At 38.9% G+C, this 14,645-nt stretch carries 17 protein-coding genes; 2 read left to right on the top strand and 15 right to left on the bottom strand.

Translation table 11 applies throughout. The annotated features are described in order from the left end of the window. Positions 1–215: 215 nt before the first annotated feature. From C5L23_RS03660 to C5L23_RS03635, 6 genes are all read right to left on the bottom strand, one after another. Positions 216–1,550 carry an aspartate aminotransferase family protein gene (locus C5L23_RS03660; protein WP_010008148.1) on the bottom strand — a complete coding sequence of 445 codons (1,335 nt, stop codon included), beginning with the start codon at positions 1,548–1,550 and terminating at the stop codon, positions 216–218. 62 nt (positions 1,551–1,612) lie between these two features. Next, complete coding sequence (locus C5L23_RS03655; RefSeq protein WP_010008149.1) at positions 1,613–3,076, bottom strand: APC family permease; 1,464 nt, start codon at positions 3,074–3,076, stop codon at positions 1,613–1,615. Between the two features lie 112 nt (positions 3,077–3,188). Then, positions 3,189–3,941, bottom strand: a complete 753-nt coding sequence (gene truA, locus C5L23_RS03650) for a tRNA pseudouridine(38-40) synthase TruA (RefSeq protein ID WP_010008151.1) — start codon at positions 3,939–3,941, stop codon at positions 3,189–3,191. Between the two features lie 62 nt (positions 3,942–4,003). After that, complete coding sequence (locus C5L23_RS03645) at positions 4,004–4,804, bottom strand: energy-coupling factor transporter transmembrane component T family protein (protein ID WP_010008153.1); 801 nt, start codon at positions 4,802–4,804, stop codon at positions 4,004–4,006. After that, a complete protein-coding gene (locus tag C5L23_RS03640; RefSeq protein WP_010008155.1) occupies positions 4,797–5,657 on the bottom strand; it encodes an energy-coupling factor transporter ATPase in 861 nt (286 codons plus the stop codon). Before C5L23_RS03640 ends, C5L23_RS03645 begins: the two co-directional genes overlap by 8 nt. After that, on the bottom strand, positions 5,633–6,454 hold the full coding sequence (locus C5L23_RS03635) for an energy-coupling factor transporter ATPase (protein ID WP_010008157.1): 822 nt from the start codon (positions 6,452–6,454) through the stop codon (positions 5,633–5,635). Before C5L23_RS03635 ends, C5L23_RS03640 begins: the two co-directional genes overlap by 25 nt. 167 nt (positions 6,455–6,621) lie before the next feature. On the opposite strand from C5L23_RS03635, the gene C5L23_RS03630 reads away from it, so the two are divergent. Together C5L23_RS03630 and C5L23_RS03625 are read left to right on the top strand one after the other, a co-directional pair. Beyond that, a complete protein-coding gene (locus tag C5L23_RS03630) occupies positions 6,622–8,298 on the top strand; it encodes an FAD-dependent oxidoreductase (RefSeq protein ID WP_133264300.1) in 1,677 nt (558 codons plus the stop codon). Between the two features lie 65 nt (positions 8,299–8,363). Continuing rightward, positions 8,364–9,368 carry a polyprenyl synthetase family protein gene (locus C5L23_RS03625; protein WP_133264299.1) on the top strand — a complete coding sequence of 335 codons (1,005 nt, stop codon included), beginning with the start codon at positions 8,364–8,366 and terminating at the stop codon, positions 9,366–9,368. A gap of 45 nt (positions 9,369–9,413) precedes the next feature. On the opposite strand, the gene rplQ is transcribed toward C5L23_RS03625, so the two are convergent. From rplQ to rplO, 9 genes are all read right to left on the bottom strand, one after another. Continuing rightward, a complete protein-coding gene (gene rplQ, locus C5L23_RS03620) occupies positions 9,414–9,797 on the bottom strand; it encodes a 50S ribosomal protein L17 (protein WP_010008160.1) in 384 nt (127 codons plus the stop codon). A 40-nt stretch (positions 9,798–9,837) separates the two neighbouring features. After that, positions 9,838–10,782: a DNA-directed RNA polymerase subunit alpha gene (locus C5L23_RS03615; RefSeq protein ID WP_010008161.1), complete on the bottom strand. Its 945-nt coding sequence runs from the start codon at positions 10,780–10,782 to the stop codon at positions 9,838–9,840. Positions 10,783–10,830: 48 nt separating this feature from the next. Further along, positions 10,831–11,217: a 30S ribosomal protein S11 gene (rpsK, locus tag C5L23_RS03610; RefSeq protein WP_010008162.1), complete on the bottom strand. Its 387-nt coding sequence runs from the start codon at positions 11,215–11,217 to the stop codon at positions 10,831–10,833. A gap of 171 nt (positions 11,218–11,388) precedes the next feature. Continuing rightward, complete coding sequence (rpsM, locus tag C5L23_RS03605; RefSeq protein ID WP_010008163.1) at positions 11,389–11,760, bottom strand: 30S ribosomal protein S13; 372 nt, start codon at positions 11,758–11,760, stop codon at positions 11,389–11,391. A 56-nt stretch (positions 11,761–11,816) separates the two neighbouring features. Continuing rightward, positions 11,817–11,936, bottom strand: a complete 120-nt coding sequence (gene rpmJ, locus C5L23_RS03600) for a 50S ribosomal protein L36 (protein ID WP_002816013.1) — start codon at positions 11,934–11,936, stop codon at positions 11,817–11,819. A gap of 41 nt (positions 11,937–11,977) precedes the next feature. Further along, entirely contained in the window at positions 11,978–12,193 is a 216-nt protein-coding gene (gene infA / locus C5L23_RS03595) for a translation initiation factor IF-1 (protein ID WP_010008166.1), read from the bottom strand. A gap of 106 nt (positions 12,194–12,299) precedes the next feature. Next, positions 12,300–12,863 carry an adenylate kinase gene (locus C5L23_RS03590; RefSeq protein WP_010008167.1) on the bottom strand — a complete coding sequence of 188 codons (564 nt, stop codon included), beginning with the start codon at positions 12,861–12,863 and terminating at the stop codon, positions 12,300–12,302. Next, positions 12,856–14,190 (bottom strand): preprotein translocase subunit SecY, encoded by a 1,335-nt coding sequence (gene secY / locus C5L23_RS03585; protein WP_010008168.1) that lies wholly within the window; start codon positions 14,188–14,190, stop codon positions 12,856–12,858. Before secY ends, C5L23_RS03590 begins: the two co-directional genes overlap by 8 nt. After that, the gene (rplO, locus tag C5L23_RS03580) at positions 14,190–14,624 is read right to left on the bottom strand and encodes a 50S ribosomal protein L15 (protein ID WP_010008169.1); all 435 of its coding nucleotides are present in this window, start codon (positions 14,622–14,624) and stop codon (positions 14,190–14,192) included. The genes secY and rplO overlap by 1 nt, the downstream gene beginning before the upstream one ends. Positions 14,625–14,645: the final 21 nt, after the last annotated feature.

The raw sequence follows: 14,645 nt of genomic DNA, 5'->3' as shown, positions 1-14,645 counted from the left end.
CACTTTGCAAAGACGTTGTTTGTCATTTACCTTAAAACTCATAACGCTGAGACGCGGTGTGGATGAGCACACTTTTTCGTTGGGAGCATAAGTAAGCTATTGTGCACCTCACAGCTACCGGTACATTTCTGAATGTCAACTAACTTACCTATATATCCAACGATTAAAAATAATTCTCACAGAAAATTATTCTACTGTTGTCTATTCTATCACACTTACCAACCAATATGATTATCAGATTCAGGTAGCGCTAGCTGATGTGCATTTAACTCATCAAATACTTGCGCCAATATGGTTAATGCCTGATTGAGCTCTTCTTCCGTTATGACCAATGGCGGTTGAAAACGTAAAATATTGCCTCTTAAACTAATGATAATCACACCAAGTTCAAAAGCACGATAAATGATTTTAGTTGTTGCCTCAACATCTGCTTCTCCTGCTTGATTGACAATATCGACGCCACCATTTAAACCATAAAAACGAACATCCCCAATAAAAGTATACTGCGCTGCCATTTGATGGAAAAATGTCTCAGCAATCTGGCCTAGTCGTGCTGAACGTTCAATCAAATGTTCTTCTTCTATAACGTCTAGTGTTGCTAAAGCCGCTGCAGATGTGACAGGATTTCCAGCGGTTGTATATAAATTAGCTGGTGCATCTAAACTATCCATAATATCGCGTCGACCAATAACCGCACTCAACGGTAAGCCACTAGCAATCGATTTACCAATGCTCATCATATCAGGTACAATGCCGAAATGATCAATACTCCACATTTTACCAGTACGGCCTAATCCCTGATTCACCTCATCAACAGCAAACACAATACCATGCTGACGTGTAAATTCATAAACTAAATCCATATATTGCTGGGGTGCTTTAACGATGCCACCATCTCCTTGAATGGCTTCAATTAGAACCAATGCCACTTCTTCAGCTGGTAAGTAAGTTTCAAAGGGTAATTTGAATTGTTCAAATAAACGTTTTGAAAAGGTATCATCATCTTCCCCATCCAAGCGCTGATTTTGGTCAGGATAAGGTACCTTAACAATATCAGGTAATAACGGTCCCATTTTTCTGGACATGTTCAAGCTCACACCAGAAACTGACATTGATCCAAATGTTGATCCATGATAAGCACCAGTAAAACTAACAATGTAAGAACGACCAGTATAAGCACGCGCAAACTTTATAATGGCATCATTAGCGTCTGAACCTGAATTACCAAATGCTACCTTTTTATCACCATCTCCCGGTGCCAATTGAACTAACCGTTGTGCTAATGTAGCTGTCGTTGTGTTAGCAAAATACGCAGGTGTATATTGTATCAACTTGGCAGCTTGTTCTTGAATTGCTCGAACAACTTTAGGGTGTGAATGACCTGTATTGGTTGCACTTGCGCTGGCTAATAGATCAATATATTGATGATGATCTACATCAGTAATGATGGCGCCGGCACCTTTTTCAAGCACAATATCATAGTATTTAATGCGTGCTGTTTTTGCTAGATCTTGATTTTCTTGAGCTAAAATACGTTCATTATTAGACATACCATTTCTCCTCAATTGAAAACAAAAACAGCCAGTTTGTAAACTGACTGTTTGACCGTTATTTAACCATTTTGCTTACTGTGTCGTACACCATATAACAAGTAAACTAATAATCCAATTATGAACCAGACACCGGCATAAAGTTGTGCATCTCTACTTAATCCTGAGAAAACCCACATGCTCAGCAAACCAGCAATGGCAGGCGTAACAGGGTACCCTGGCATTTTAAAACCGGCTTCTGGTAAGTCAACACCTTCTCGTTTACGTAATGCATAAATACCAAATGAAACAAAGATAAACGCAATTAATGTTCCTGCAGAAATCAATTGTGCCAAGAAAGTGAATGGGAAGACACCACCAATAATCACTGCAACAATTGTTAATACAAGTAGTGCATTATTAGGTAAGCCTTTCTTATTCAACGTACCCAATGATTTAGGTAATAAGCCATCTCGACCGAATGAGTAAAGCAAACGTGAACCTGCCATCATCATACCAATCAAGGCAGTAAACATTCCGATTACGGCAATACCTTGTACAACTGTGGCCACACCACCAAATCCAGCTTCACGCAATGCCCAACCAATAGGTTCCGCATTGTCTTTATAGTTCGTATATTTAAACATTCCCACCAAAACTAAGGAAACGGCTGAGAATAATGAAACGGCAATAACTAATGATCCCAAAATACCACGTGGCATTGTCTTTTGCGGATTTTTAGCTTCAGCTGAATTGGCTGCAATCGAATCAAATCCGATATAAGCCAAGAAAATCATTGCGACACCAGCTTGGATTCCAGCCCAACCACCAAATGGTGTGCCATCAGGATTAGTACTTGGTGCTGGAATGAATGGGTGATAGTTAGCAGGGTGTACAGCGGTTAAACCAACAACAATGAAGATTAGCACTGCAATAACTTTAGCAATTACTAATATCATTTCAACACGTGATGTAGAAGATACTGAAAGTGATAACAAAACTGCGACAATAAGAATTGCAACAATGGCAACTAAGTCAACAACCCCACCACTAGGACCAGAAATTGATTCGGACCAACCAAATAGCCCATGTGTATCGAGTGCGCCCGCCAAGTTATCGGGTACTTTAAGACCTAGCATTGCCAATTCTGCACGGAAGTTAGCCGATAACCCTGATCCCACGAATGCGACAGCAATGAAATATTCAGCCAATAAGGCCCAACCGGCAATCCAACCAAATACTTCGCCAAAAATGACGTTAATCCATGAATAGGCTGATCCCGCAAATGGCATAGTTGATGCCATTTCAGCATACGCCAAGGCAACGAAGCCTGCGACAATGGCTGCTGCCAAAAATGACAATATTACAGCTGGTCCAGCATGCTGCGCTGCTACGACACCTGGTAAGGTGAAAATGGATGTTGATACAATTGTTCCGACGCCCAGCGCCAAGAAATCTTTAACGCCTAACACGCGATGTAAATGTTTATCTGATGCTAAATATCTATCTGGCGAATTCTTTTTGATGATGCGTTGCCATATGCCCATAAATTTTCTCCAACTTTAAAATATAATGAGACTATTATACACAATTATTAATTTATTTTCAAGTTACCGTTGAAACCACTGATTATAACTATCATTATATTATTATTATTTTTTAACTATAGCTAATTTCATCTAGATATAGGCCGGCCGCAGCTGCCGTAAAACGTGCTTGCGAACGATCTTTGACTTCAATTAAGCGTTGAATATCATGAACTGGTCGCTTCCCTGTCCCAATTTCCAATAAAACACCAACCATAATACGAATTTGATTATACAAAAAGGCGTTGCCTTCAAATATAAAAACAATTTCCTGTTCATCAGGCTTATTAATAATGTCGGCACGTGTAATCCGACGGATTGTTGTTTGAGTTTGATTACCAGAAGCCGCAAAGCTCGCAAAATCATGTTCTCCCAATAAGTCAGGTAACGCTTTCTCAATGCGTTGAATATCTAATGGCCAGTGAAAATGACCAGCATATTTCCGCTTAAATGGATCGACAAAATCTTGCGTTGATAAACGATAAAAATATCTCTTATGATGCGAATTAAATCTCGCATGAAAGTCATCGTTAACAATTTCAACCTCTCGAATCATAATGTCACGTGGCAATAAAGTATTCAACCCTTTGCGTACACTAGCTGCAGGTATATTAAACGGCAAGTCAAAATTAATAACTTGTCCAAGTGCATGCACACCAGTATCTGTTCGAGAAGCACCAATGACACGAATTGGTGTTGCTGGATTTTTGGCCATCTGATTGACGACTTTGTTGAGCTCTCCTTGAACTGTTCGCACATCATTTTGTACTTGAAAACCAAAAAATCCTGAACCATCATAACTTACAATTGCTTTATAACGCGGCATACTCATACTCCTTTGTACTCTAAAAAAGACGCTTAGTGCGTCCGCCTTTAAAATAAGTCAAATTAAATTAAATACAAAACTGAAAAGAAAATAATAGAAAACAGAAGTAAACTTGCAAAAGCTTGATAATCCTGTTTTTTATATTTTAAAATGCGATATTTAGTACGATGCTCGGCATCTTTAAATCCCCGGACTTCCATGGCATTAGCTAAGTCTAGTGCGCGTTGTAAGGCACCAACAAACAGCGGAATCAGTAGTGGTACAATCGCCTTAGCACGTTTCACCGGCCCACCTGTTGAAAAACTCATACCTCGTGATTTTTGAGCATTCATAATTTTTTGTGTCTCATCCATTAATAATGGTACAAAACGTAAAGCAATTGAAAGCATCAAAGCCATTTCTGCAACTGGTACTTTAAGCGATTTTAATGGTTTTAATAGCGATTCTAGCGCATTTGCAATACTGGTGGGTGGTGTTGTCAATGTCATAATTGTCGACATTAAAATAATTAAAACAAAACGAAACATGACAAACAAAGCATTAATCACACCAGGCAGGGTAACTTTAATAAAACCAAAATGTAGTAATACCGGTGTACCCCCAGTGAAAAATATCTGCAACACAATTGTGAAGGCTAGTAGCCAAAAGATTGGCTTTAAACCATCAATATACATTTTAAGCGGTTGTTGCGTTAATAAAATAGTGAACCAGACAAATATCGCCGCTACTAGATAAGTTGACCACGTATTTGCCCATAACATGAGCAAGATGAATACAAAAGTACCAATAATTTTTGTTCGAGGATCTAACTGATGAACGACTGACTTTCCAGGAACGAAACGACCAATCATAATATTACCCATGCGTTGTCCCCCTAGAATTAATGAGATCTGTTAATGCTTTAATGGTTAACGGCCTTTGCTCAAACTGCCAGTCTTGCTGTCTAAGCTTTTCGGCAAATTGCCCAGCTTTTGGTAAATCCAACTTCATGTCAGTAAACCATTGTATATCACGATTAAACAATTGTTCTGGCGCTTCTTGCGCTGCCACTTTACCTTCATGCATAACAATGACCTGATCTGCAATTTGAGCCACATGATCCATTTGATGTGAAATTAAAATCACTGTTTTATTCAACGTCTTTAATTCAATAACCAAATTTAATAATTCTTGTTGACCCCTAGGGTCTAGCCCGGCTGCAGGTTCGTCCAAAACAACGATATCAGGATTACTAGCCAACGCACCAGCAATGGCAATACGCCGCATTTGCCCACCCGATAGTTCAAACGGAGATTTCTCCCATAGCGTCTCAGATACATTTAGACGCTTTAGGGCAATTTCTGCGGCGTTTTTGGCATCAGATCGACTGTATCCAAAATTAATTGGCCCATACATCACATCTTCCAGAACAGTATTTGCAAACAGTTGATTTTCTGGAAATTGAAATACCATGCCAACCTTTTCACGAATGCGCATCAATTCTTTTTCTTTAGTGTTTGCGGTGATGTGGTGATCTGCAACGGTTACCTGCCCTTCAGTGGGCAACAATAAACCATTAATATGCTGAATCAGTGTCGATTTCCCTGATCCAGTCTGACCAACTACAGCCGTCACTTGCCCTGTTGGAAAGTTCGCCGTGATGTCAAATAGGATCGGCTGTTCAAGTGACGTCCCTGCACCATAACTAAAATTTACTTGTTGGAAGTTGATAGCCAAGAAATTAATTCACTTTCATTTAAGTATTTTTGGGGTTTTTGATTCAAATGCGCAACTACTTCACCAGAAAAAGGTAAGCCCAACCCGTTGTGATGCAAAACGTCTGCTTCTGAAAAGACTTGCGCGGGTGTACCATCTAAAATCAATTGTCCATCATTAATCACAACTACGCGATCAGCTAGTGCTGCCTCATCCATGTCATGCGTAATCGTCACCAAAGTTAATGCATCACCAAACTGCTCTTTTAACTGTGTCAGTGTTGCCATTACTGCCTGCCGTCCTTCAGGATCAAGCATTGCCGTCGCCTCATCTAAAATAATGATTTTAGGTTGTAAAGCGAGCACACTAGCTAGTGCTACGCGTTGCTTTTGACCACCAGATAACGTATGTGGTTCTCGATCCTGATATTCAGACATCCCGACAATTTCGAGCGTTTTAGCAATCATTTTTGGCATGAGTTTTGTATCAATTTCATTATTCTCTAAACCAAATGCCACATCATCAGCGACGGTAGCACCAACAAATTGGTTATCTGGATTTTGGAAAACCATACCAATTTGGCTACGAACGTCATTAACCGTTGATTCAGATAAAACTTGATTGAATACGGTAATTCCACCTTGTGTTGGCGTTAACAACCCCATAATTAATTTTGCTAAAGTCGACTTGCCAGAGCCATTATGGCCGACCAAAGCCACCCACTGTCCAGGATCAATCGTTAAATTAAAATCCTGAAATAACGTCGTCTGATTTTGGTACTGATATGTTAAATTGTTAATCTTAATCGCATTTTCCATTAGCTATTATTTTATCATAATATTATCGTATAGGCCGTAATAAAATGTAAAGCTACTTTCACAAACTTTTCAAGCGATAATTCTTTTAAAATAGCTTTTATAGCGCTATAATTGTATTGGCTTTACTATTATCATATTACATTTTTCACAAAGGAAGAGTTTTTATCATGCCAAAAAAGAACATTGTTGTCGTCGGTGCGGGGTTTGGTGGTGTTTTTGCAGCCAAACTCCTATCTCATAAGTTAAAGTCACAAAAAGATTATGACATTATCCTTATCGACAAACATTCTTACTTTACTTATATGACAGAATTACATGAAGTGGCCTCACAACGTGTGGCACCACAACATGTCCAAGAAGATCTAGAACATCTCTTTTACCAACATAAAAACGTTAAGCTTTTAACTGCCGAAGTTAATGGTGTTGATAAATCTAAACGAATCGTCAGTACAACCCAAGGTGATGTCCCCTACGAAAAGTTAATCTTAGCTGTCGGTGGCCAATCCAATGACTTTGGTACCCCTGGCGTTAAAGAACACGGATTTGAACTATGGTCAATGGAAGAATCTCTAACCATTCGTAATCATATTGAAAACACCGTTGGTCAAGGGGCTGCGGAATTAGATCCAGTTAAGCGTGAACAGATGCTAACAATAGCTGTTGTTGGTTCTGGGTTCACAGGAACTGAATTAATGGGTGAGTTCATTGAGCAACGTAAGGTCCTCGCTAAGACTTACAAGCTTGATGAGAATGAAATTAAACTTGTCATGTTAGAAGCCTCACCACAGATTTTAAATATGCTAAAAGATCGTAAATTAGCTGACAAAGCATACCGTTATATGACTGAACACGGTGTTGATATTCGCACCGATTCACGTGTTACATCAGTTGATGAAACCGGTATTACGTTTGCAGATGGTTCACGCTTAGCCACGCGTTCATTAATTTGGACAGCTGGTGTTAAAGCTAAATCATTCATCTCTGATTGGGGATTCAAATATGGCCGTGGTGGTCGTATTGAAGCAGATGATTATATGCGCGCTACTTCAGATGACGACAGTGCAGAGGAACATATTTATGTTGCCGGTGATACTTTGTCTTATGTCGATAAGACAACTGGTCCGGTGCCACAAACTGTTGAAGGTGCAGAGAATGCCGCGAAAACAGCAGTCATTAATATATTAGCTGACTTAGGATTAGGTTCACGTAAGACATTCACCGATGTTGTGAAATATCACGGATTTGCTGTATCGATCGGTTCACATTATACAGTTGCCAGTCTTTTAAAGAATATCAACATTTCTGGCTTTATGGCCGGTATGGCTAAACACGCCATTAACTTGTATTTCTATTCTCAAATTCGTTCTGCGTATTCTATTTTCAACTATACTTTGGATGAATTCTTCCGTACTGAAAATGGCCGTAATCCATTTAGAGGTACAATTTCTCGCTTAGGTAACGTTTTGTGGGCAACCCCGCTACGTCTATTACTCGGTGTTTTCTGGATCCTAGCAGCACTTGGCAATCTAAATACCGGTATGAACGACCTCTTCTGGCAACAAGGTATTGCCAGTTTCTTAGAACTTATCGTTGGTTCTGGTTTGATTTTAGGCCTATTCACTTGGCCCCTTGGTTTAGTTTCAATCATTTTGGCAATTAGTGCTTGGGCAATGAATGGTTTTGATGTCATCCATTGGTTCTTAATCTTAGGTAGCCTTGCCATCATGAATGGATCCGGCCGTGGTATTGGTTTAGATTTCTTTGTTGTACCTTTACTCCAAAAATGGTTTGGTCAATTATGGTATGGTAAAGCAAAATCATACTACGATGAAATTCATAAATAAGTTATAATGATAGAGTGTGGCAGTGATGCTACATTCCGTACATAAAGAGTTGAAAAGAGAAAACTATGGCGACGTCACCTACATTGCCAATAATTTGGGATGAATTTCCAGAATTAAAAAAACCACTAGAATTAGTGCTTCAGCAAGTTTCTAGTAGTTGGACAATTGGCTTCAAAGATATTGACACTGCGATCAAATCACAATTAAACGCTGGTAAACTTGTTAGACCTGCATTAACATTACTATTTTCTGAGTTAACTGATGAAGCTTACAATGAAAATGCTATTACATTGGGTGCTAGTGTCGAATTACTTCACTTAGCGACACTTATTCATGATGATATTATTGATGAATCTAAGTTAAGGCGCGGTCAGACAAGCATACAAACACGTTTTGGTAAGGATACCGCCGTTTATTCGGGTGATTATTTACTGACTGGTATGTTTACTTTGCTTAACAAGGTTAATAATATTGAAGTTAATCAGTACGCAAATGAGTCCTTAAAAGAAATACTATTTGGTGAATTATCACAAAAACAAAATCGTTATCGACTAGATATGACTTTTGACGAGTATCTTCTTCAAATTAAAGGTAAAACAGCTGCGCTGTTTAGAATGAGTACGTTATTTGGTATAATGAGTCGTCCAAATGACGAAATCAACAACTTTCGCGATTTAATGCAAAAAATTGGCGAAACTATGGGTATGACATTTCAATTATTAGATGATTATTTAGATTTTTCTGAATTAGGTGATAACCTCGCATTAGGTAAACCAACTGGTCAAGATATACAAAATGGTATCTACACCGCTCCCATATTGTTTGCCTTGCAAGATGAGACAAAACGTAATGACTTAAAAAAACTTCTTGCACTACGTGATGCCATCACGCCAACGCAATTAAATCAATTACATGAACTTGTTGTTAACGCGCATGCTATTGAACAATTAAATGATTTATTGATGCACAATAACGAGCAATTAAATGCTTTAATTGAATCATTGCCTGATACCAAAATCAAACAACAATTACAGTTATTAAATACCAGATTACTTCATCGACATCAATAAAAAAACGTATTGCTTATTAGCAATACGTTTTTATTTTAATAATGATTAGTCAACGAGTTCCAAGATGACCAATTGAGCGGCATCGCCACGACGTTGGACAGTCTTGAGAATTCGTGTATACCCACCATTACGCTCTGCGAAACGGGGTGCAACATCATCAAACAACTTTTGTAAAGCTGTTTGTACCTTTACATTATCATCATTTTCGATAACATCAGCAACTTCATTGCGAACGAATGCAGCAGCCTTACGACGTGCTGACAAATCACCGCGCTTACCTAATGTAATCATTTGATCAGTAGTCTTACGAACTTCTTTTGCGCGAGCTTCAGTTGTTGTAATACGACCATTAATTAGTAAATCAGTAGTCAAATCACGCAACATCGCTTTACGTTGTGAGCTTGTACGACCCAACTTACGATATGTCATTGGTGAATCCTCCTTTGTATTAGTAGTTTAAAGTCATGCGTTAATCTTCCTTGCGAAATCCAAGACCCATTTCAATGAGCTTTTCTTGGATTTCATCAAGTGATTTCCGACCGAGATTACGTACTTTCATCATGTCGGCTTCAGAACGATCAGTCAACTCCGATATGGTGTTAATGCCGGCCCGTTTAAGACAATTATAAGAACGAACTGATAAATCTAAATCTTCAATTGGTGCAGAATCCTGTACAGAAGAAACTGTTTGTTCAACATCTACCATTACTTCAGTCTCTGCAGCAACACTAGAAATATCAGTGAACAAATTCAAATGTTCAGATAAAATCTTCGCACCTAAACTCAAAGCATCACTTGGCTTGATAGAACCATTTGTCCAAATATCAAAAGTGAGCTTGTCATAATCATCACGTTGACCAACACGAGTATTCTCAACTTGATAATTAACACGTTCAATTGGTGTATAAATTGAATCAACCGCCAAAACGCCGATTGGCATTTCATCACGCAATTGCTTGTTTTCATCAGCTGATGAATAACCACGACCCTTTACTGCCGTGACTGTCATATGCAATGACTTACCTGCTGCTACAGTAGCTAAGTGCAATTCTGGATTCAAAACTTCAATATCAGCACTGCCCTGTAAATCAGCGGCAGTAACTTCTGCTGGACCTTGAACATCAATTTCAAGGCTTTTTTCTTCATCAGAATCAATAGCTAGCACAACTTTTTTCAAATTTAAAATTAGTTGAGTAACATCCTCAACAACGCCATCCACAGTCGAAAACTCGTGGACAACGCCATCAATCTGGACCGTATTAACGGCTGCGCCTGGAAGCGATGACAACAAGATGCGACGCAAGGAATTACCAAGAGTCGTACCATAGCCACGCTCAAGAGGCTCTACAACAAACTTGCCGTAGCGGGCATCCTCTTCGATGTTATGAATGTTTGGCTTTTCAAATTCAATCATCTGTTAATTATTTACCCCTTCTTTCACAGCAAGAGCAATGAAATTCGATTAAACACGACGACGCTTTGGTGGACGTGAACCGTTGTGTGGTACTGGGGTAACATCTTTAATTGATGTCACTTCCAAGCCTGCAGCTGCCAAAGCGCGAATAGCTGATTCACGACCTGAACCAGGTCCTTTAACAGTTACCGCAACAGTGCGCATGTTTTGTTCCATGGCACTTTTAGCTGCTGCTTCAGCAGCTAATTGAGCTGCGAACGGTGTTGACTTACGACTTCCTTTGAAGCCAAGTGCACCGGCTGATGACCAAGAAACTGCGTTACCTTGAACATCTGTAATCATGATGATGGTGTTATTAAACGTTGAATGGATGTGAGCCACACCAGTTTCAATATTCTTTTTCACACGGCGCTTACGCGTTGTACGACCTGCCATCTATCTGCCTCCTTTTCAATACTTTATCTATAATTTCTCGGATTATACTTTATATAATCAACAATACGTAACTAATGGTTACGATAATCATTTGCAGTATCGGTGAGGATGACTGCAGAAAAAGGTCATTATATTTATGTAAGAATAGTTTCCTATCCTATTAAAAAATAATTACTTCTTCTTACCAGCAATTGCTTTAGCTGGGCCTTTACGTGTACGGGCATTATTTTTCGTGTTTTGTCCACGAACTGGTAAGCCCTTACGATGACGAATGCCACGGTAAGCAGCGATTTCTTGCAATCCCTTGATATCAAGTGATATCTTACGACGCAAATCACCTTCCAATTGTAAGTTCAATTGGTCCACAGCTGCACGGATAGCATCTTCTTGATCAGAAGTTAAATCACGTACACGAACATCTTCAGAAACTTTTGCTTCTGTTAAGACCTTCTGTGCTGTAGTATTACCGATTCCGTAAATGTAAGTTAAGCCAATGACAATACGCTTGTCACGTGGCAAATCTATACCTGCAATACGAGCCATAACAATTTACCTCCTTATAGTATGTAATTAAGGCTAAACCTTAATTGATTTTATTTTTACTTGCCTGCACGTTGCTTATGCTTAGGGTTAGCTGAGCAAATAATCATTGTGCGACCATTACGCTTGATAACACGACAAGCATCACACATCTTTTTAACTGATGGACGTACTTTCATAATCTATTCCTCCTATTCGGTTAACTGATTATTTCAATCGCCTATTTGAAACGATACGTAATACGACCCTTCGTTAAGTCGTAAGGTGACATTTCAACAGTAACACGATCTCCTGGCAATATTCGGATAAAATTCTTACGAATCTTACCAGATACATGCGCCAAAATAACCGCACCATTTTCAAGTTGTACTTGGAACATTGCATTAGGTAATGTTTCTTTTACTTTACCTTCAATTTCGATGACATCATTGGCCACGCACTTAACCTCCTGTGCTTCATGTTATATCAAATGACAGTGTCCAACTAGCATATTCTACCAGAAAAAACAATGATATTCAATATTTTTAGTGTTTAGAAATGAATTAATCCAAACTATCTAAAACTTTTTTCACATCATGATACACGTCGTTAACTTCGCGACCACCATTAATTGCATGTAACACACCTGACTTTTGATAATAATCTACCAAAGGCAAGTTTGCTGCTTTATTAACAGCTAAGCGATTGTCAATTACTTCTGGTGTATCGTCTTCACGTCCACGTCCAAGTAATCTTTCACGCAAAATATCATCAGAAACTTCGAAATAAATAGTTGCCGAAATTTTCTTGCCGTTTTCAGCTAAATATTGATCTAAGAAAATTGCTTGTGCTTCATTTCTAGGATAACCATCTAGCATAAAGCCGGCTTCGACATCATCTTTTTCTAATCGATCAGCAACCATTGCATTAGTAATTTCATCTGGAACTAAATCACCTGCGTCCATAAAAGCTCTTGCTTTTTGGCCAAGATCAGTGTCATTTGCCAAGTTAGCACGGAAAATATCGCCCGTACTAATATGAACAAGTGGATAGTCCTTTACTATAAGATCTGCTTCAGTACCTTTACCGGCACCTGGCAAACCCAATAAAATCAAATTTTTAGCCATTAGTTGCCTCCCGAGCTGCTAATTGTTCCTTTTTAATAAATCCAATATAATTACGCTTTTGCATTAATCCATCGATTTGACGAATCAAATCTAGTGCAACACCAATAGTAATCAGTAAGCTAGTACCACCTAATCCAATGCGTTCGTTTAGCCCCCAAATATCTCCAGCGATTAATGGCACTAATGCTACGAATCCCAAGAACAAAGAACCAACAAAACTCAAATTAAGTAGTAATTGCGAAACAAAGGCTTTTGTTTCTTTTCCGGGGCGAATACTTACAATATAAGCACCCTGCTTCTGTAAATTATCAGATAGCTTTTCAGGATTAACTTGAACAAAGGCATAAAAATAAGTAAAGACGATAATTAGAACAGTATATAATATAGCACCTGGTACAGTTGTCATACTAAACAACTGTTGCATCACTTGATACCATCCTGCCGAACTGTATTTATCCTGGAAAGCAAATAAGACGGTTTGTGGTGTTGAAATAAATGATGATGCAAAGATAACCGGTATCACACCAGATACATTGACCTTCAGTGGCAAATAGGCTTCACTCCCATATGCTGCTGCTGATCGCGTATACTGCATCTGTAATCGGCGAGTGGCTTCATAGAACCATGTCACAATTGCAATGACTAAGACAATCGCAATGAGTAACACAATCATAAACACCCAACCGTTTACTTTTTCATTTGCACTGGCTTCTAATATATTCTCCTTAAAGAGCTCATATAAGCCAGATGGTACTTGTGAAATAATACCTGCAAAAATGACCATGGAAACACCGTTTCCTAATCCTTTTTCAGTAATCATTTCGCCAAGCCAAACTGCAAACATTGTTCCAATTGTCATTACTGATCCAATAATCACAAATGAACTCAAACTATTAGTTTGACTCACCAATCCGTATGCTGACAGTGAATTAAATCCAGCTGTTATACCTACAGATTGGACAAAAGCAAGTACAAGGGTCAACCATCGTGTGGCGTTGTTCAACTTTCGTCTTCCAACTTCACCTTGCTTACTCCATTCCACAAAGCGAGGCACGATATCTAATTGCAAAAGTTGCACAACAATTTGTGCCGTCACGTATGGTGAAACACCCATTGCAAACAACGAGTAATTCATCAAGCCGCCACCAGAGAATATGTTTAATATATTCATTAACCCAGAATTGGCCATATTCGTCAAAGCAGCAGGATCAACACCAGGAACTGTAATATGTGTCCCTATTCTGTAGACAAACAGAATCAAAAATGTCCATCCCAACTTCTTTCGAATATCTTTCTCACGTACTGCATTAAATAACGTGCTAAGCATTAAATCACCTCAGTAGAACCACCGGCTTGTTCAATTGCAGCAACTGCGGCAGCTGAGAACTTATGTGCTTTAACTGTTAACTTCTTTTCAAGTTGACCAACAGCAAGAATTTTAACACCTGACTTTTGGTTTTTAACAATACCGTTTTCAATCAAAAGTGTTGGTGTTACTTCATCACCATCATTAAAGCTGTTTAACTTGTCCAAATTAACAACTGCGTATTCTTTACGTGAAATATTTGTAAATCCACGCTTTGGAATACGACGGTACAAAGGCATTTGACCACCTTCAAATCCCAAACGTGTCTTACCACGAGCCTTTTGACCCTTTTGACCACGTCCGGCTGTTTTACCGTTACCAGATGATGTACCACGGCCAACACGGTTACGTACTTGACGTGAACCTTCAGCTGGTTGTAATTCATTCAACTTCATTTTCGGTACCTCCTATTTTAG

It is taken from the genome of Leuconostoc fallax (assembly GCF_004354645.1).
In the GTDB taxonomy this organism is placed as follows: domain Bacteria; phylum Bacillota; class Bacilli; order Lactobacillales; family Lactobacillaceae; genus Leuconostoc_B; species Leuconostoc_B fallax.
This window is presented reverse-complemented; position numbering and strand designations above follow the sequence as displayed.